Genomic DNA, 17,918 nt, shown 5'->3' on the forward strand with positions numbered 1-17,918 from the left:
CGTAACCCGCGTTATGGTGTCGTGATGACGTTGGCCGTGACTCCCGAGTCCGACAGGCGCGAGTTTGCTATCGAGGACATCTCCACTGGTGTGTTCGCCAGCGGATTTGGCCACCTCGGTGATGGCCGGAGCTTTTCGTTCCACGTCCACCGCGGCCAGCTCCTCATTGAGGTTTACCACCCGCGCCTGGCCGGCCCGGTACCCCACGAAGAAGATGTGGTGGCGACCGCAGTCCGCAGCCTGGTTGACTTCGATATCGACGACGAGCGCAGTCTGACCGCCGCCCTGCGTGATGCCGTGGCGACCGCCCAGCCGGTGACCCGCCCAGCGCGCTGAAGTTCCCGCTCTATCCAGTACGGTCGGCGGCGTGGATGTCGCGCCGATGTCGTGGTTGCAAGTCGTCGTTTTGTCGATCGTCCAGGGTCTGACGGAATTCCTGCCGATCTCGTCGTCGAGCCACTTGGCGATCGTGTCCCGGGTCTTCTTCTCCGCCGATGCCGGTGCGTCCTTCACCGCAGTGTCCCAGTTGGGCACCGAAGTTGCCGTGGTCGTGTACTTCGCCCGTGACATCTGGCGGATTCTCAAGGCCTGGTTCAACGGCCTGTTCGTCAAGGCGCATCGAGACAATATCGACTACCGGATGGGCTGGTACGTCATCATCGGCACGGTGCCCATCGTCGTGATCGGGGTGGCCTTCAAAGAGGTGATCCGCGGCGACGTTCGCAACCTCTGGGTGATCGCCACCGCGATGCTGGTGTTCTCCGCGGTGATCGCGGTCGCCGAGTACGTCGGCCGGCAGACCCGACACCTCGAACAGCTCACCTGGAAAGACGGCCTGCTCGTCGGTTTGGCGCAGTGCTTGGCTCTGGTGCCCGGAGTGTCCCGGTCCGGATCGACGATCAGTGCTGGCCTGTTCCTTGGCCTCGATCGGCCGCTGGCGGCGAGATTTGGCTTCCTGCTTGGTATTCCGGCCGTTCTGGCTTCGGGATTGTTCTCGCTGCCAGACGCTTTCCACCCGGTGACCGAGGGGATGAGCGCCACCGGGCTGCAGCTGCTCGTGTCGGTGGTCATCACGTTCGTCGTCGGCTACGCGGCGATCGCCTGGCTCTTGCGCTTCGTCGCCAACCACGCGATGTACTGGTTTGTCGGCTATCGGGTGGTGCTCTCGCTGGTCTTGATGGGACTGCTGGCGAGCGGCGTGGTGGCAGCGGCGTGACCGTTATTCTGCTGCGGCACGGCCGCTCGACATCGAACACCGCGCACACCCTGGCCGGCCGAACTGAAGGTGTGGAGCTCGACGACAAGGGCCACGACCAGGCTCAGGCGTTGGTGGGGCGGGTCAAGGGCCTGCCGATCAAGGCCGTGGTGCGGTCGCCGCTGCTGCGCTGCCGGCTCACCGTCGAGCCGCTGGCCGCCGAACTCGGCCTGGAGCCGGTGATCGACGACCGGCTCGCCGAAGTGGACTACGGCCAATGGACCGGTCTCGCGCTCAAGGATCTGATGAAGGAACCGCTATGGGCGGTGGTGCAGCAGCAGCCGAGCGCGGCCGTCTTCCCCGGTGGCGAGGGGCTGGCGCAGGTGCAGGCGCGGGCCGTGGCCGCGGTCCGTGAACACGATCGCCGGCTTGCCGTAGAGCACGGTCACGACGTGCTGTGGATCGCCTGTACGCACGGTGATGTGATCAAGTCCGTCGTCGCCGACGCGCTGGGCACACACCTGGACAGCTTCCAGCGGATCACCGCCGACCCGGCCTCAATAAGCGTGATCCGCTACACGCCGATGCGCCCATTTGTGCTGCACGTCAACCACACCGGGGCCGAACTCGCGTCAGCGCTGAGCGCGCCGCCACCGGCGCCCGACGACAAGTCCGCCAACGACGCAGTCGTGGGCGGCTCGACGGACTGAGTTCATGGTCTCGGTCCATGGTCTCGCTCCTCCTCCGCCTCGTTCCTCGGTGGCATCGTCGACTCGACTGACGCGCCGGATTACAGCTCAGCTACTTCTGCCGGTATTTTGGACATAACATGCCTCGCGCAATTCACGTCTTCCGTACACCCGACCGATTCGTCGCCGGGACTGTCGGGCAGCCCGGAAACCGGACCTTCTACCTTCAGGCTGTGCACGACAGCCGGGTGATTTCGGTCGTCCTGGAGAAACAGCAGGTCGCGGTGCTGGCCGAGCGGATCGGGGCGCTGCTCGTCGAGATCAATCGCCGGTTCGGCACCCCGCTGCCACCGGAGGCCGATGTGGACGATCTCAGCCCGCTCGTCACCCCCGTCGACGCGGAGTTCCGGGTCGGGACGATGGGACTGGGCTGGGATTCGGAAGCACAGACCGTCGTCGTCGAGCTGCTGGCCGTCTCCGAAACCGAATTTGACGCGTCTGTGGTGCTCGATGACGCAGAGGAAGGCCCGGACGCGGTTCGGGTTTTCCTCACTCCCGAGTCGGCTCGGCAGTTCGCCTCCCGCTCGACGCGGGTGATCTCGGCCGGCCGTCCGCCCTGCCCGCTCTGCGATGAGCCGCTCGATCCCGAGGGTCACATCTGCGTGCGTACCAACGGATATCGGCGTGGCGCACTCGGCGGGGTCGAAGACGATCTGGACTCGTGACGGACTCCGATGAGGCGTCGGCCCGCGAGGCATTGCGCTGCGGTGGCCTGACGCTTATCGGGCGGATCCGGTCCGCGAGCAATGCCACATTCCTGTGTGAAGCGACCCGGTCAGGCCACACTGTGCACTGCGTGTATAAGCCCGTCGCAGGTGAGCAGCCGCTGTGGGATTTCCCCGATGGCACGCTGGCCGGTCGCGAGCTCGGCTCCTATCTGGTGTCGTCGGCATTGGGATGGAATATCGTGCCGCACACCATCATTCGCGACGGGCCGGCCGGCCCGGGTATGGTCCAGCGGTGGGTCGACCAGCCCGGCGACAGCGACGACAGTAAACCGACCGGTCCCGATCTTGTCGACCTGTGTTCACCGGATTCGATTCCGCCGGGCTATCTTTCGGTGCTGCAGGCCTACGACTACGCGGGCAATGACGTCATGCTGGTCCACGCCGACGATCAGCGGCTGCGACGGATGGCGATCTTCGACGTCATCGTCAACAACGCCGACCGCAAGGGCGGTCACATCCTGACCGGGGTCGACAACCGGGTGTACGGCGTCGACCACGGGGTATCGCTGCATGTTCAGGACAAGCTGCGCACGGTGCTGTGGGGCTGGGCCGGAAAGCGGATCGACGACGAGACGCTGGAATCGGTCGCCGCGCTCGGTGAGCAATTGACCGGCCCGCTGGCCGACGAGCTGCGCGAACACATCACCGCAGCCGAGGTCGCCGCGTTGCGCACCCGCGTGCGGACATTGCTGCGTAAGCCGGTGATGCCCGGTCCCGATCGGCACCGGCCGATTCCCTGGCCGGCCTTCTGAGCAGCCCCTCCCACGGGGCGATCAGCGGGCCGGATCATGATTCGGCGATACTGACGTGATGAGCATGACCGACGCGGCGCTGGCCGCCGACCTCGCAGAGGAGGCCGGCCGGCTGCTGCTGTCGGTGCGTGAGGAGGTCGGTTTCGACTTTCCACCCGCCCTGGGCGATGCCGGTGACGTGCGCGCCAATGCGCTGATCCTGCGCCGCCTGCGCGCCGAGCGGCCCGGTGACGCGGTGCTGTCCGAAGAGGCCTACGACGACCTGAAGCGGCTCAAATCCGACCGGGTGTGGATCGTCGACCCGCTCGACGGGACCCGTGAGTTTTCGATGCCGCGCCGCGCAGACTGGGCGGTGCACATCGCGCTGTGGCAGCGGACCGGGGGACCGGACGGCAGCATCACCGACGCCGCCGTCGCCCTCCCGGCGATGGGTGAGGTCTACCGGTCAGACACCGTGACGGCCCCGCCACCGCCCAGCCCAGGGCCGATTCGGATCACGGCGAGCTCTAACCGTCCGCCCGCGGTGCTGTGGCGGCTACGCGATCGCCTCGATATCGATTTCATCCGGATCGGTTCTGCCGGTGCGAAGGCGATGGCGGTGGTGCGCGGTGATGCCGATGCCTACATCCACGCCGGCGGCCAGTGGGAGTGGGACTCGGCCGCCCCGGCCGGGGTGCTCCAGGCCGCCGGTTTGCACGCCACGCGTATCGATGGGGCTCCGCTGCGCTACAACCAGCCCGACCCGTACCTGCCGGATCTGCTGATGTGTCGGTCCGAGGTCGCCGATCTCCTGCTCGATGCGATGTGGCTGGCCAGTTAGGGAATGGATTGCGCCGCCACATTATCGCTGTGTGACGAGAACGACGGTCCCCTCACCACCGGAGAGTGCAGTGAACACCGAACCCCCTAGAGTCGACGCCATGCAGTCGTGGCCGGCCGTCGAAATCCCGCAGCTGCCTGGTCGTGGACCGGCGCTGCGCCTCTACGACACCGCCGACGGCCAGGTGCGCCCGACCGCGCCGGGGGAGACCGCCACGATGTACGTCTGCGGGATCACTCCCTACGACGCGACCCACCTCGGCCATGCGGCGACGTACCTGGCCTTCGACCTGGTGCACCGAATCTGGCTCGACGGCGGACACCGGGTGCACTACGTACAGAACATCACCGACGTCGACGACCCGCTGTTCGAGCGGGCCGATCGCGACGGTATCGACTGGCGCGACCTCGGTGCCCGGGAGATCCAGCTGTTCCGCGAGGATATGACCGCGCTGCGGGTGCTGCCGCCGCATGACTACGTCGCGGCCACCGACACCACCGGTGAGGTCGTCGAGCTCGTCGAGAAGATGCTGGCCTCCGGAGCGGCGTATGTGGTCGACGATGCCGAGTACCCCGATATCTATTACCGCGCCGACGCCACCACCCAGTTCGGATACGAGTCGGGCTATGACCACGACACGATGATGCGGTTGTTCGCCGAGCGTGGTGGTGACCCGGACCGCCCGGGGAAGGCAGATCCGCTCGACGCGCTGTTGTGGCGGGCGGCGCGCCCCGGTGAGCCGAGCTGGCCTGCATCGTTTGGTGCGGGCCGGCCGGGCTGGCACGTCGAGTGTGCGGCGATTGCATTGAACCGCATCGGGTTCGGCTTCGATGTGCAGGGCGGCGGCACTGACTTGGTGTTCCCGCACCACGAGTTCTCTGCCGCGCACGCCGAATCTGTGACGGGCGAACGCAGATTCGCGCGGCATTACGTGCACGCGGGCATGATCGGCTGGGATGGACACAAGATGTCCAAGAGCCGGGGGAACCTGGTGCTGGTCTCTGGCCTGCGCGCCCAGGGCGTGGACCCGGCGGCCATCCGGCTGGGTCTGCTGGCCGGCCATTACCGCAGCGACCGGTACTGGAGCGACGCCGTTCTCGCCGAAGCCATCGCGCGGCTGCACCGCTGGCGGGTCGCCGCCGCCCTGCCGGCGGGCCCGGCTGCCGCCGACGTCACCGGACGGCTGCGCCAGTATCTGGCCGACGACCTCGACACCCCCAAAGCGCTTGCCGCCGTCGATGGTTGGGTCACCGACGCGTTGGAGTACGGCGGCCACGACGACAACGCGCCGACCGCAGTCGCAGCCGCGGTCGACGCCTTGCTGGGTGTGCCGCTGTAGCGGTTACAGCTGTACGACGCCGTAGGCACCCACCTGCTTGCTGAGGAAGCGCAGCTGATCGGTGGCTGAGCCGAGAGTCTGATCGATCGCCGTCAGACGCGCGGCGTAGTGCGCCACCGGGTATTCCGCGGTGACGCCGATACCGCCGTGCATCTGGATGGACTCCTGGAGGATGTGGCGTCCCGAGCGTCCGACCTGCAGCTTGGATCTGGCGGCCACCACCGGATCAAGCCGCCCGTCGGTGATGCACATCGCCGCGTAGTAGTTCATGCTGCGGGCGAGTTCCAGCGAGACGTACATATCCGCCGCGCGCTGGGTGAGGGTCTGGAATGTCTTGAGCGGCACGCCGAATTGCTTGCGGGCGTTCAGGTATTCCGTTGTCAGTCGCAGTGATTCGTCCATCGCGCCGACCGCCTCCGCGCACAGGGCCGACGAGTAGCGGATCAGCGTCGCATGGATCCGCTCGCTGACATCGCCGTCGCCGAGCTGTTGTGCCGGGGCGTTGGCGAAATCGATCTCGGCGCCACGCAGCCCGTCGAAGGTTCGATACGGGCGGCGCGTGGTGGCCGCGGCATTGACCAGGAACGCGCCCGCTCCGCCGTCGGGAAGGCTGGCGGTGACGACGAGGACGTCGGCACTGTCGCCGGCCAGAACGGGGTTCTTGCGTCCGGTGATGGTCCAGCCGCCACCGTCTTTGGTTGCGCGGGTAGACAGTTCGTCTAGGCCGCGCAGCCCCGTCTCGGCGTGGGCCAGCGCGAGTAGCTTCTCGCCGGCGGCGACCTCGTCGAGCAGCGCGCGCTGTTCGACGGAGCCAATGTCGGCGATCAGGCTGCCCGGGATCAGTGCGGCGGTCGCGACGGGCTCCGGTGCCAGCCGGCGACCGAGCTCGGTCATGACGACCGTGATCTCGATCTGGCCGGACTCTTCGGGGTCGAAACCCAGACCTAGGATGCCGATTTCGGCCAGCTGCCGCCACACGTCGCGGCTCCAGCCGAGTTCGGAGTAGACGACCTTGTTGCGGCTCTCGGTGTCATAGGCACGGGAAAAGACCTCGCGAGCGGTATCGCGCAGGAGTTCCTGTTCGTCGGTCAGGTCAAAGTTCATGGCCGGCCCTCACAATCCCAAAATCGTCGAGGAGATGATGGTGCGCTGGACCTCGTTGCTTCCGCCGTAGATCGAGGTTTTGCGGTAGTTCAGGTATTTCGGTGCGGCGTGCTGCGCCCACAGCGGCGACTCGATGTCGGCGCCCCCGTCGAACGGCAGCGCATCCGGGCCGGCCACCTCGACGGCGAGCTCGGTGATGGCCTGCTGCAGCTGGCTGCCGCGCAGCTTCAGGATCGACGACGCCGGATTCGGCTTGCCGGTGGCCTCATCACCGCTGACCCGCAGCTGCGTGAGTTCCAGTGCGAGCAACTCGTTTTCGATCTCGGCGACCTTGGCGGCGAACAGCGGGTCCTCGAGCAGGCTGCCCGTGCCGACTTTGGTCTGCGCGGCATGCTCCTTGACATCGGAGAGCCACAATTTGGTGGTGCCGACGCGCGCGATCCCGGTGCGCTCGTTGGACAATAGGAACTTGGCGTAGGTCCAGCCCTGGTTCTCTTCGCCGACAAGCTGATTCACCGGCACCCGGACGTCCTCGAAGAAGACCTCGTTGACCTCGTAGCTGCCGTCGATCAGCTTGATCGGCCGGATGGTGATACCAGGCGTGGACATCTCGACGAGGATGAACGAAATCCCGGCCTGCTTCTTCGGCGCGTCGGGATTGGTGCGGGCCAACACGAAGATCCAGTCAGCGTACTGGCCGAGCGTGGTCCAGGTTTTCTGCCCGTTGATGACGTACTCGTCGCCGTCGCGGATCGCGACCGTCCGCAGCGAAGCGAGATCCGAACCGGCTTCCGGCTCGGAAAAGCCTTGGCACCACCAGATGTCGAGGTTCGCGGTCGGGGGCAGGAAGCGTTCTTTGATCTCCTGCGAGCCGAAATGGGCGATCACCGGTCCGACCATGCTGGCGTTGAACGCCAGCGGCTCGGGAACGCAGGCCATCCGCATCTCGTCGGCCCAGATCTGGCGCTGCAGCGGCGTCCAGTCCTTGCCGCCCCATTCCACCGGCCAGTTCGGCACGCCCAGGCCGGCCTTGTTCAGGATCCGCTGGGTGGTGATCGCGTCCTCGGGGAAGTTCAGGCTGTCGGTGCGCGCCCGCTGACGGATGTCGGCGGGGATTTCGGTGGTGAAGAACTCGCGCAACTCGTCGCGGAATTTCGCGTCCTCGTCGCTTAGTGCCAGTTTCACGAGCGCGACCTCAATTCGTTGTTACTCGGCAGTATCTCTATGTCGACCTCTGCACGCTATCGCAGCCCGACCAACCAGTCGGCAGGACCACCCTCTGACGGGCGATTCTTGTCGGCTGGGGATAGTCTTTCGAGTATGCGTCGATAGATGTGGCGCTGGACGCGCTCGATGCCGCCGTCGAGTTGATCGCCGCGACCGATCTCGCGACATTGCCCCCGGTGAAGCGATTCGCGGTGCTGGAGCGGTTGGAGATCGCGTGTCGCCGCCAGGTTGCGATATCTCATGCAGGGGTGGCCAAGCTGGGGCGATTCAGCGGGTGCCCGCCGGTGCGGATTGCGTTGGCCGATGTGTGGTCGACCGCCTCGGGGGTGACGGGCTCGTTGCGCATCAGCCGCACGGAGGCCAGCCGGCGGATCCGCTGCGCCGAACAGTTGGCGCCGCGCAGGACATTGACCGGGGCCGGCGAGCATCTGAGCGTGGGTCGGTTGATCGCCGACCCCGGCGTGTGCAGCCCCGGCAACCCGGCACTCACAACCTCGGATGAGGTCCAGGAGCGAGTCCGGCGCAGTTGTGGGCAGCGCCAGCACGACGCCCTCAAAGCCTTGGTGCGCGGTCAATTGGGTGATCCGAAGTTCGTTCAGCACAACGGCTTACCGGTGACGGCCATTGCGACCGCCACCGTGCAAGACCTTCAAGCCGGGACCGGTCATGCCGTCACTGCCGGCGGGTGGCGCGAGAGAGGCCAGCATAGCCGAAAGTTGATGTGCCCTAATCGTTTCCATCTGATAGAGCAGGAGCTAAACATGCCAGCGCTATCGAGCATCGATCACCGGGTGGTCATCGCTATCGACCCTCACAAACCATCTGACACGCCCCGTAGCTGCCCTTGAATGTTGGTCCCGCCGATTCCTTCTCACTGTGGGCGACCACGATGGTGGCATCCACATCCAACACCACCACATCGCCGAGGTCGGCGTCGGCGATCCGTGACGGTGGTACCCCGTGCGGTGACAGTGACCACACGCGGCGGCACACCCGGGCCCCCGCGGCGTCGATGCGCCCCGGCCGTGCCGTCGACAGTGCGGCCAGGGTGCGCCACATCGGCCAGCGCCTGGCCCCGATCATGGCGCGGCACGAACGAGGGCTGCGCCAGGGCACTGGAGGGCTCACCGGTGAGCCCCGTCCGGTCGGCCAACAGCCGCAAACTGGAGTTGCCGGCATGGGCCATGTGCCTTCCAGCTCGGAGATCTTGAGCCGTCGTAATCCCAGGAACCCTGCCGGACAGGCACTTCCGTGCATTTACACGCGGACAATCCTCGTCGCCCCTGAACGATCCAGGCTAGCCCCGTGGCGAATTCACGAGGTTTTGAATTCGCGTCATTGGTCATCATTGATGTGTGGTAGCGCCGACAATCGTGAATCTGGTGCGTTCTGGATTTGCAACTGCCGTTGGTGTCGGGCAGCTCACGCCTCTGTCGTAAGCGCTATTTTCCCCGGTAGAGTGGCATCGCCTGGCGTTCTGGAGTTACGGCGTGGCGGGAATCGCATCCTTGCGCGGTGTTGAGGCGTTAATGTTCCAGACGGCGTTGAAATTGGAGACTGGAGGGTACGAATGGGCGGTTACAAGACCGTAGTAGTCGGCACGGACGGCTCGGATTCCTCGCTGCGTGCAGTCGACCGGGCGGGTTACCTCGCCTCCGAACCTGGCTCCAAAGTCATCGTGGCGACCGCCTACTTCCCGGCTTCCGAGGACACCCGCGCGGCGGACGTGTTGAAGGACGAGGGCTACAAGATGGCGGGCAACGCCCCCATCTATGCGATCCTGCGTGAGGCACGTGACCGGGCCAAGGAGGCCGGTGCGGCAGAAGTCGAAGAGCGCGCTGTCGTCGGCGCTCCGGTGGACGCCCTGGTGGAACTGGCCGAAGAGGTCGGCGCTGATCTCCTGATCGTCGGCAACGTCGGATTGAGCACGATCGCCGGCAGGCTGTTGGGTTCGGTGCCCGCCAATGTGGCTCGCCGGTCCAAGACCGACGTGCTGATCGTCCACACCACGGGTTAGTCACAGGGGCTGGGCGCAGACTGGACTGATGTCCCACTGCCGAACCCGACTCTGGGTCGATGGCGAACTGAAGGCGGAGGACTTTCCCCTCCACGAGGTTTCTGAGCACCTGTCCGAGGACGGGGCCTTGGTGTGGGTCGACATGTGCAATCCGGATCACGGTGTGCTGTGTCAATTGGCCGACGAGCTCGGCTTCGATCAGCATGCTGTGGAAGACACCGTCGCTCATGCCGAACGCACCAAGGCCACTCGGTACGCCTCACACACGTTTCTGACCGTGTATGCCACTGCGCTCGCGCCGCCATTGGCCAACGACCTGGAGTCGCGGCTGCTGTTGACGCGGGTGTCGATCTTCGTGCTGCCGGCGGGGATCGTCACCGTTCGGCATGAAATCGACCCGCAGAAGCCAGTTTTCGATATCGATGAGGTGGTTCGCCGGTGGGACGAGAACGCCGATCTGCTGAAGATGGGCCCGCCGGCGCTGCTGCACGGCCTCCTGGACGTGGTCGTCGACGGTCAGTTCGACACCATCCAACAGCTCGACGATGCGATCGAAGCACTCGAGGACGGGTTGTTCGACGACCACGCCGTGACCCGCACGATCCAGCGCTCCACCTACCGGTTGCGTAAGGAACTCGTCGAACTGCGCCGGGTTGTGCTGCCGATGCGCGAGGTGATCAACACGATCATGCGCCGGCGCGCCGAACATGCCGACACCGTCGAACTCGACGGCTGGTACTCCGATCTGTACGACCACGTCATCCGTGCGGCGGAATGGACAGAGTCGTTGCGCGACATGATCATCACGGTGTTCGAGACCAACCTGTCGCTGCAGGATGCCCGGCTGAACACGATCATGAAGAAGCTCACCGGCTGGGCGGCGATCATCGCGGTGCCGACCGCGGTCACCGGCTGGTACGGCCAGAACGTGCCCTACCCAGGGTTCCAGGATGTGGCCGGGCTGATATCCAGCGCGGTGCTCATCGTTCTGGTGTCGGGTTTGCTCTACTTGGTGTTCAAACGAAAAGGCTGGCTCTGAGTCATTAGACGTAGAGGGCGGTCAATGGGGCCTTGGGCAGGTTTCGCGCCACGAACCACACCGCAACCACCGCCTGTGCCATTGGAGGGGCCCAGCGGTGGTGTTGCCAGCCGCTGATCTGCCTGTTGGTCACTCGGCCGTAGGTCCACGTCCCGTACGCGACGACCAGAAAGCCGAGCGCAACCAAAGCAAGGACGTTGAATCTGACTGCCGCGACCAGTCCGCGGTGATCGAAGGCTCGATCGCCAGTGAGGGCCTTGATCGTCGCGATCGAAGTCGGCGACGCCAACCCGTACAACGGGAAGTCGCTGGCGCTGGCGAAGTGCTGGCAGCGCAACTGGATGGTCACCGACCCATTGGGAAAGGCCGTCGATCCGGTGCGTGCCGAAATACTCTTCGAACACCAAGACACCGGCGCTCTCGAGCCATCGCGTGAGGTTGACGACTGGCCCTAAAGGCATCCTTCACTGAGCGCGAATCAGTCGCGCGGCATGCACGCGCAGCAGGTTGGGCCGTGCTTCCATCTGGCGCCATAGAGACGCCTTGGTGGTCTTGCGCCGACGCATGTGGGCGTCCACGGCCAACGCACCGCGAAAGCGGTTGCCGTGGATGAGTAGTTGCTCTGTGACTCCCGGCGCCTTCGCCATCGCTGCCACCGTCGCCGGCTCTGGGGCGCGGTCACCGGCTTCGTAGCGATCGATGGTGGGTTGCGTCGTACCCACCATGTCAGCCAGCTCCGATTGGGTGAGTCCCCGCGCCTTTCGAGCGATCGCGAGCACGTCTCCGAGCCCGGTCATGACGAAATCGCTTCTCCTTCATCGTCGTCGGTATCGCTCGCGAGGTCGCCCAAATCGATGGTCGGCAGCGTCGATTCGATCGGCTTCCACGACACCTTCTCGCCCTCGGCGGGCTCGCTCAGCTCAATGGCCCAGATGACGTTATCCCTGCCGTCCCGAAGCGACACAACAGGCGCTTCGATCTCGCGGAGCTCGTTGTCCCACCGGTAACCGACGGCGATGCGGACCTCTTCGAGGCCCGGCAGCATGTCGTTGTTCTGCTGCCAGAACTCGATCGCCGTTCGAGTCGGATACGTGCTGATGCGATCGCCGGTAAACCACGGTGGCGAAGCGTGTGCGGTCCTGATATCGGCGTTGAAAACGCGGAGTGAATACGAGTGCATTCTTGCAAAGCGACGCTTGCCTTTTTCTTCGCGGCCAGCCTCACTGCCAGCGAAGAAGGACTTCACCAGCCGCGTTCGCGCCACTCAGATAGGTGCGGTCGCTCCACGCCAAGGGTGGTGTCATCGCCATGGCCGGGATAGACAACGGTGGCATCGTCGAAGCGCTGAAACACCTCCGCTTCGAGACCGTCCATCAGAGAGCTGAACTCTTCTGGGCGTGTTGTCCGCCCAGGACCGCCCGGGAACAGGCAGTCGCCGGTGAACAAATGCGTGGCGGTGCGTTCCTCGGTGGGGCGCAGCGCCAGCGCCACTGAGCCGGGGGTGTGCCCGCGCAGGTGGATCACATCGAAGACCAGGTCGCCGACGGAGATGGTGTCGCCACCGGCGAGGAAGCGGTCCGGCGCGACGGACAGCGGCTCGGCATCGAGCTGGTGAGCGGCAGTCGGCGCCCCGGTGGCCGCGGCCACGGCTTCCAGCCCCTGCCAGTGGTCGAAATGCTGGTGACTGGTCACGATCAGGGTCAGTTCCCGGCCGTGCTCGCGCACCAGCTCGACCAGCAGCTCCGGATCGTTGGCGGCGTCGATCAAGAGGCTCTCGCCGGTCCGGGAACACGTCACCAGGTAGGTGTTGTTATCCATCGGACCGACCGACATCTTGATGATGGTGGCGCCGGACAGGGTCCGGCGGGCGGCGGCCTGCGGTTCGACGTGTCCGGTGTAGGTGTCGTCGACGGTTAGCATGGCCGCCACGTTACTTGTCGGTGGGTCGACATAGCATGGGGTTCGGCATCGTCGTGCCCATAAACCTGCAGGAAGGGGCGCTAGTGGCTGACCGCCTGATCGTCAAAGGCGCGCGTGAACACAACTTGCGCAGCATCGACTTGGACCTGCCCCGCGACAGTTTGATCGTGTTCACCGGGCTGTCCGGATCGGGTAAATCCTCGCTGGCGTTCGACACGATCTTCGCCGAGGGCCAGCGCCGTTACGTCGAGTCGCTGTCGGCCTACGCTCGCCAGTTCCTCGGCCAGATGGACAAGCCGGACGTCGACTTCATCGAGGGGCTCTCCCCGGCGGTCTCGATCGACCAGAAGTCCACCAACCGCAACCCGCGCTCGACGGTCGGCACGATCACCGAGGTCTATGACTACCTGCGTCTGCTCTACGCCCGCGCAGGCACCCCGCACTGCCCGGTCTGCGGTGAGCGCATCGCCCGCCAGACCCCGCAGCAGATCGTCGATCAGGTGTTGGCCATGGACGAGGGCACCCGGTTCCAGGTGCTAGCGCCGGTGGTGCGCACCCGCAAGGGCGAGTTCGTCGACCTCTTCGACAAGCTCAACAGCCAGGGCTACAGCCGGGTCAGGGTCGACGGTGTGGTGCACCCGCTCACCGACCCGCCCAAGCTGAAGAAGCAGGAGAAGCACGATATCGAGGTGGTGGTCGACCGGCTGACGGTCAAGACCAGCGCCAAGCAGCGGCTGACGGACTCGGTCGAGACCGCCCTGGGTCTCGCAGATGGCATCGTGGTGCTGGAATTCGTCGACCGCGAGGACGACCACCCCCACCGCGAGCAGCGATTCTCCGAGAAACTCGCCTGCCCCAACGGCCACGCCCTGGCCGTCGACGATCTCGAGCCACGCTCGTTCTCGTTCAACTCGCCCTACGGCGCGTGCCCGGAATGCAGCGGCCTCGGCATCCGCAAGGAGGTCGACCCCGAGCTGGTGGTCCCCGACCCCGATATGACGCTGGCCGAAGGTGCGGTGGCGCCCTGGGCTATGGGCCACACCGCGGAGTACTTCACCCGGATGATGGCGGGCCTCGGCGAGTCGATGGGCTTCGACGTCGACACCCCGTGGCGCAAGCTTCCGGCCAAGGCGCGCAAGGCAATTCTGGAAGGCTGCGACGAGCAGGTCCACGTCCGGTACAAGAACCGCTACGGCCGGACCCGGTCGTACTACGCCGAATTCGAAGGCGTGATGGCCTTCCTGCATCGGCGGATGGAGCAGACCGAGTCCGAGCAGATGAAGGAACGCTACGACGGGTTCATGCGCGACGTGCCCTGCCCGGTGTGCGACGGCACCCGGCTGAAGCCGGAGATCCTGGCGGTCACGCTGGCGGCGGGGGAGCACGGCGACAAGTCGATCGCCGAGGTGTCCTCGCTATCGATCGCTGACTGCTCGAAATTCCTCAACGATCTGACGCTGGGCTCCCGCGAGTCGGCGATCGCCGGACAGGTACTCAAGGAAGTGCAGTCCCGGCTGGGATTCCTGCTCGATGTGGGGTTGGACTATCTGTCGCTGTCTCGCGCGGCGGGCACCCTGTCCGGCGGTGAGGCGCAACGCATCCGGCTGGCCACCCAAATCGGGTCGGGTCTGGTCGGCGTGCTCTACGTGCTCGACGAGCCGTCGATCGGTCTGCATCAGCGCGACAACCGTCGTCTCATCGAAACCCTCACGCGTCTTAGGGATTTGGGTAACACCCTGATCGTCGTCGAGCATGACGAGGACACCATCGCGCATTCGGACTGGGTGGTCGACATCGGTCCGGCCGCCGGCGAGCACGGCGGCCAGGTGGTGCACAGTGGGCCGTATGCCGACCTGTTGCGCAATCCGAACTCCATCACCGGTGCCTACTTGTCGGGCAAGCAGAGCATCGATGTTCCGGAGACTCGCCGGCCCGTCGACCGGCGTAAACAGCTCACGGTAATCGGTGCGCGGGAACACAACCTGTGCGATATCGACGTCGCGTTCCCGCTCGGTGTGCTGACCTCGGTGACCGGGGTCTCCGGTTCGGGCAAGTCCACGCTCGTCAACGACATCCTGGCCTCGGTGCTGGCCAACAAGCTCAACGGAGCCCGCCAGGTTCCCGGCCGGCACACCCGGATCAACGGGCTCGAGCACGTCGACAAGCTGGTGCGGGTCGACCAGTCGCCGATCGGGCGTACACCGCGCTCCAACCCGGCCACCTACACCGGGGTGTTCGACAAGATCCGCACGTTGTTCGCCGCCACCACCGAGGCCAAGGTCCGCGGCTATCAGCCCGGCCGATTCTCGTTCAACGTCAAAGGCGGGCGCTGCGAAGCATGTTCGGGTGACGGCACCATCAAGATCGAGATGAACTTCCTGCCGGACGTGTACGTGCCCTGCGAGGTGTGCCACGGTGCCCGGTACAACCGGGAAACCCTCGAGGTGCACTACAAGGGCAAAACCATCTCCGAGGTCCTCGATCTGTCCATCGAGGACGCCGCCGAGTTCTTCGAGCCGATCTCCTCGATCCACCGGTATCTCAAGACACTCGTGGATGTCGGGCTTGGCTATGTGCGGCTGGGCCAGCCGGCGCCGACGCTGTCTGGTGGTGAGGCGCAGCGTGTGAAGTTGGCGGCCGAACTCCAGAAGCGCTCCACCGGCCGCACGGTCTACATCCTCGACGAGCCGACCACGGGCCTGCATTTCGAGGACATCCGCAAGCTACTCAAGGTCATCAATGGTCTTGTGGACAAAGGCAACTCGGTAATCGTCATCGAGCACAACCTGGACGTCATCAAGACCTCGGATTGGATCGTCGACATGGGGCCCGAGGGCGGATCCGGCGGCGGCACCGTCGTCGCGCAGGGTACCCCGGAGGATGTGGCCGCGGTGCCCGAGAGCTACACCGGCACGTTCCTCGCCGACCTCCTGGCCGCACCGGCGCCCAAGAAGACCACGCGGGCACCCCGGCGGCGCAAGGTCAGCTAGCCCTGCAGCGTCGGCCTGATAGTGATGCGCCGATCTCGACATCACGCGGTCGGCCGGTCGCAAAGGCGATCGCGCGGGCGACCGCTTCGGGCGGCATGCCGAAACGGTCCACGGCTGCGCGGGCGGCGAGAAGGGCTTCGGGATCCTCGATCGAGGAATCCAGTTCGGTGTTGACGTAGCCCGGTGAGATCGACGTGGTGCGAATGACGCCGTCGATCGATGCCTGCCGCAACGCCTCCAGTAGCGTGCGCACCGCGTTCTTGGTGTTGGCGTAAACGCCCGTATTCGGGACGATCTTGATTCCGGCTGTCGACACGACGGTGACAAAATCACCGTGACCCTGCCGGTGGAAGACTGGTAACGCGGCGGCGATCCCGCCGCTGGCCCCGGTGATCGCAACGACCGGCCCGGTCAGGGCTCATCCGGTTTCTGCATCGAGGCGCGGATCTCGTCGAGCCTCTCGGCGGCCGCCTTCTGACGGGCCTCGTACTGCTCCTCGACGGTCCGACCCTCGGGGATATCCGCTGCCAATTCGGCTGAGCCGATGGCGGTTCCGAACCGTGTCTCGATCTTCTCCTGCACCGATTCGAACGTGGGCACCCCGGAGTCGCTGTAACCTTGGTCGGGCATAGCAATCACCGTACTCCCGGTGGTCGTCCCGCGGCCGCGATCGTGACCGGGCCAGGCGGCAGAACCGGTGGCCCCGGCAGGGCGATCGATGCGACGTCCGGCGTGTGAATCCGGCCCGCGAGCCACGGCAGCGCGCTGGTGAACGCGCGCGCGGCGAATGGCCAGTCATGTTTGCCGGGCTCGGCGACCACCGCGCAGTCGATACCCGTGCCGCTGGCTGCCCCGCACAGCGCGTTCGCGGCCGCGTTCGGGTTGCCGGGATAGCCAGCAGGCCGTGCGGGTGCCCGCTGCGCCGACGGGTTGCCCGAGACGGCGAACCACCCCGAAATATCTTGGTAAGTACCGTGTTTGCTGATGACAGTGGCTGGATCGAAGTTCGCGTAGGCGCTGGCATCACCACCGAACAGGCGGGTGATCGTCTGGGCCTTGGTGCCCGCGTTCGGGGCGTAGTCACCCGCGATGTCCTCGAAGGCGCTGAACATGTCGGGATGCATGGTGGCGAGATCGACCGCGCAGGTGCCGCCCATCGACCAGCCTGCGACGCCCCAGTTCGCCCGGTCGGCGCTGACGCCGAAGTTCGAGATCATGAACGGCACAACATCTTTGGTCAGATGGTCGGCGGAGTTGCCGCGCGGGCCGTTGACACATTCGGTGTCATTGTTGAACGCCCCGCCGGAGTCGACGAACACGAACACCGGCGCGTTGCCATGATGGGCAGCAGCGAAGTCGTCGATCGTGTTGATCGCGTTGCCCGCGCGCAGCCAGTCGGTGGGTGTGTTGAATTCCCCGCCGATCATCATCACCGTGGGCAACTTGGGTGGAGGATTGGTGGCGTAGTACGCCGGCGGCAGGTAGACGAACTCCTGACGATGCGCGAAATGCGATGCGTCCGAGGCGATTGTCGCCGGCACCACCGTGCCCTTGGCGGGGATCGCATGCTGCACCACCATCTGGGCGACGGTCGCGCGATCGGTCTGATCCGGCAACGGACCCGCGGACATCTGGTTCCATGCGGTCTGCACCGTGGGGAAGTAGCCCACCCACACGTTGAGCATCAGCGCGGTCGCTAGCGCACACAGCGGAATCGCCAGCACCGACACGCCCCGCCGCCACCAGCGCGCACCGCGCCAGCCCACAATCGCGACGACCGCGGCCAGGGCGGTCGCCGCGATCCACACCCACAGCCGGTGCGGGGCCGGATCGTCGGACAAGCCATCGTCGGAGATGGTCCACTGGGCGTACCACGCGGCGGCGATGCCGACGACCGCGGCCAGCGGCAGCCACACCCGCCGCCAGCGGCGCGTTCGCCACCCCACGGCCAACACCAGAACCAGCCCGGCCAGGATCTGCACCGTCAGTGGCAACCATCCGTGCATCAGCGAAATGTGTTGGTGATCAGCAGGTGTCA

General features: G+C 65.7%; 19 protein-coding genes and 2 pseudogenes. 11 read left to right on the top strand and 10 right to left on the bottom strand.

What is annotated here, in order from left to right:
• Nucleotides 1–24 precede the first annotated feature (24 nt).
• The 7 genes from G6N13_RS18240 (at nt 25) to mshC (ending at nt 5,583) form a co-directional block, all read left to right on the top strand.
• Nucleotides 25–336 (top strand): hypothetical protein, encoded by a 312-nt coding sequence (locus tag G6N13_RS18240; protein WP_163699233.1) that lies wholly within the window; start codon nt 25–27, stop codon nt 334–336.
• A 46-nt stretch (nt 337–382) separates the two neighbouring features.
• On the top strand, nt 383–1,216 hold the full coding sequence (locus G6N13_RS18245) for an undecaprenyl-diphosphate phosphatase (RefSeq protein WP_163702284.1): 834 nt from the start codon (nt 383–385) through the stop codon (nt 1,214–1,216).
• Entirely contained in the window at nt 1,213–1,905 is a 693-nt protein-coding gene (locus G6N13_RS18250) for a histidine phosphatase family protein (protein ID WP_163699235.1), read from the top strand. Before G6N13_RS18245 ends, G6N13_RS18250 begins: the two co-directional genes overlap by 4 nt.
• Before the next feature lie 119 nt (nt 1,906–2,024).
• On the top strand, nt 2,025–2,609 hold the full coding sequence (locus G6N13_RS18255; RefSeq protein ID WP_163699237.1) for an Rv2134c family protein: 585 nt from the start codon (nt 2,025–2,027) through the stop codon (nt 2,607–2,609).
• Entirely contained in the window at nt 2,606–3,424 is an 819-nt protein-coding gene (locus tag G6N13_RS18260; protein WP_163699239.1) for an Rv2133c family protein, read from the top strand. Before G6N13_RS18255 ends, G6N13_RS18260 begins: the two co-directional genes overlap by 4 nt.
• A 58-nt stretch (nt 3,425–3,482) precedes the next feature.
• The gene (locus G6N13_RS18265; RefSeq protein ID WP_163699241.1) at nt 3,483–4,244 is read left to right on the top strand and encodes a 3'(2'),5'-bisphosphate nucleotidase CysQ; all 762 of its coding nucleotides are present in this window, start codon (nt 3,483–3,485) and stop codon (nt 4,242–4,244) included.
• 100 nt (nt 4,245–4,344) lie between these two features.
• The gene (mshC, locus tag G6N13_RS18270; protein ID WP_163699243.1) at nt 4,345–5,583 is read left to right on the top strand and encodes a cysteine--1-D-myo-inosityl 2-amino-2-deoxy-alpha-D-glucopyranoside ligase; all 1,239 of its coding nucleotides are present in this window, start codon (nt 4,345–4,347) and stop codon (nt 5,581–5,583) included.
• A 3-nt stretch (nt 5,584–5,586) separates the two neighbouring features.
• On the opposite strand, the gene G6N13_RS18275 is transcribed toward mshC, so the two are convergent.
• Nucleotides 5,587–6,687, bottom strand: coding sequence for an acyl-CoA dehydrogenase family protein (locus G6N13_RS18275; protein ID WP_163699244.1), 1,101 nt, complete (start codon nt 6,685–6,687; stop codon nt 5,587–5,589).
• A gap of 9 nt (nt 6,688–6,696) precedes the next feature.
• Nucleotides 6,697–7,872, bottom strand: coding sequence for an acyl-CoA dehydrogenase family protein (locus G6N13_RS18280; RefSeq protein WP_163699246.1), 1,176 nt, complete (start codon nt 7,870–7,872; stop codon nt 6,697–6,699).
• A gap of 290 nt (nt 7,873–8,162) precedes the next feature.
• On the opposite strand from G6N13_RS18280, the gene G6N13_RS18285 reads away from it, so the two are divergent.
• The gene (locus G6N13_RS18285) at nt 8,163–8,762 is read left to right on the top strand and encodes a DUF222 domain-containing protein (RefSeq protein WP_407663938.1); all 600 of its coding nucleotides are present in this window, start codon (nt 8,163–8,165) and stop codon (nt 8,760–8,762) included.
• Here the strand turns inward: G6N13_RS18285 and G6N13_RS18290 are convergent.
• Entirely contained in the window at nt 8,716–9,042 is a 327-nt protein-coding gene (locus G6N13_RS18290; RefSeq protein ID WP_163699250.1) for a hypothetical protein, read from the bottom strand. The genes G6N13_RS18285 and G6N13_RS18290 overlap by 47 nt on opposite strands.
• Nucleotides 9,043–9,484: 442 nt before the next feature.
• Here G6N13_RS18290 and G6N13_RS18295 point away from each other — a divergent pair, with 442 nt between their 5' ends.
• Together G6N13_RS18295 and G6N13_RS18300 are read left to right on the top strand one after the other, a co-directional pair.
• A complete protein-coding gene (locus G6N13_RS18295; protein ID WP_163699252.1) occupies nt 9,485–9,931 on the top strand; it encodes a universal stress protein in 447 nt (148 codons plus the stop codon).
• 28 nt (nt 9,932–9,959) lie between these two features.
• Nucleotides 9,960–10,970, top strand: coding sequence for a magnesium transporter CorA family protein (locus tag G6N13_RS18300; RefSeq protein WP_163699254.1), 1,011 nt, complete (start codon nt 9,960–9,962; stop codon nt 10,968–10,970).
• Nucleotides 10,971–10,974: 4 nt separating this feature from the next.
• Here the strand turns inward: G6N13_RS18300 and G6N13_RS24365 are convergent, their stop codons facing one another.
• The 4 genes and pseudogenes from G6N13_RS24365 to G6N13_RS18320 form a co-directional block, all read right to left on the bottom strand.
• Nucleotides 10,975–11,319: a hypothetical protein gene (locus G6N13_RS24365; protein WP_179964976.1), complete on the bottom strand. Its 345-nt coding sequence runs from the start codon at nt 11,317–11,319 to the stop codon at nt 10,975–10,977.
• Nucleotides 11,300–11,767 (bottom strand): annotated as a pseudogene (locus G6N13_RS18310) (helix-turn-helix domain-containing protein); the annotation flags it as partial. The gene G6N13_RS24365 and the pseudogene G6N13_RS18310, both read right to left, overlap by 20 nt.
• Nucleotides 11,764–12,078, bottom strand: a pseudogene (locus tag G6N13_RS18315) (hypothetical protein); the annotation flags it as partial. The pseudogenes G6N13_RS18315 and G6N13_RS18310, both read right to left, overlap by 4 nt.
• 134 nt (nt 12,079–12,212) lie before the next feature.
• Nucleotides 12,213–12,890 (bottom strand): MBL fold metallo-hydrolase, encoded by a 678-nt coding sequence (locus G6N13_RS18320; protein ID WP_163699256.1) that lies wholly within the window; start codon nt 12,888–12,890, stop codon nt 12,213–12,215.
• Nucleotides 12,891–12,973: 83 nt separating this feature from the next.
• On the opposite strand from G6N13_RS18320, the gene uvrA reads away from it, so the two are divergent.
• The gene (uvrA, locus tag G6N13_RS18325; protein ID WP_163699258.1) at nt 12,974–15,880 is read left to right on the top strand and encodes an excinuclease ABC subunit UvrA; all 2,907 of its coding nucleotides are present in this window, start codon (nt 12,974–12,976) and stop codon (nt 15,878–15,880) included.
• Here the strand turns inward: uvrA and G6N13_RS18330 are convergent.
• Genes G6N13_RS18330 through G6N13_RS18340 form a run of 3 tightly spaced genes read right to left on the bottom strand, consistent with a single transcriptional unit; the run spans nt 15,873 to nt 17,886 of the window.
• Nucleotides 15,873–16,295, bottom strand: a complete 423-nt coding sequence (locus tag G6N13_RS18330) for an SDR family oxidoreductase (protein WP_407663939.1) — start codon at nt 16,293–16,295, stop codon at nt 15,873–15,875. The two genes, uvrA and G6N13_RS18330, sit on opposite strands and share 8 nt — an antisense overlap.
• A complete protein-coding gene (locus G6N13_RS18335; protein ID WP_163699260.1) occupies nt 16,292–16,510 on the bottom strand; it encodes a hypothetical protein in 219 nt (72 codons plus the stop codon). Before G6N13_RS18335 ends, G6N13_RS18330 begins: the two co-directional genes overlap by 4 nt.
• A gap of 5 nt (nt 16,511–16,515) precedes the next feature.
• The gene (locus tag G6N13_RS18340) at nt 16,516–17,886 is read right to left on the bottom strand and encodes an alpha/beta hydrolase (protein ID WP_163699262.1); all 1,371 of its coding nucleotides are present in this window, start codon (nt 17,884–17,886) and stop codon (nt 16,516–16,518) included.
• Nucleotides 17,887–17,918: the final 32 nt, after the last annotated feature.

The organism is Mycolicibacterium sarraceniae, assembly GCF_010731875.1.
GTDB lineage: Bacteria > Actinomycetota > Actinomycetes > Mycobacteriales > Mycobacteriaceae > Mycobacterium > Mycobacterium sarraceniae.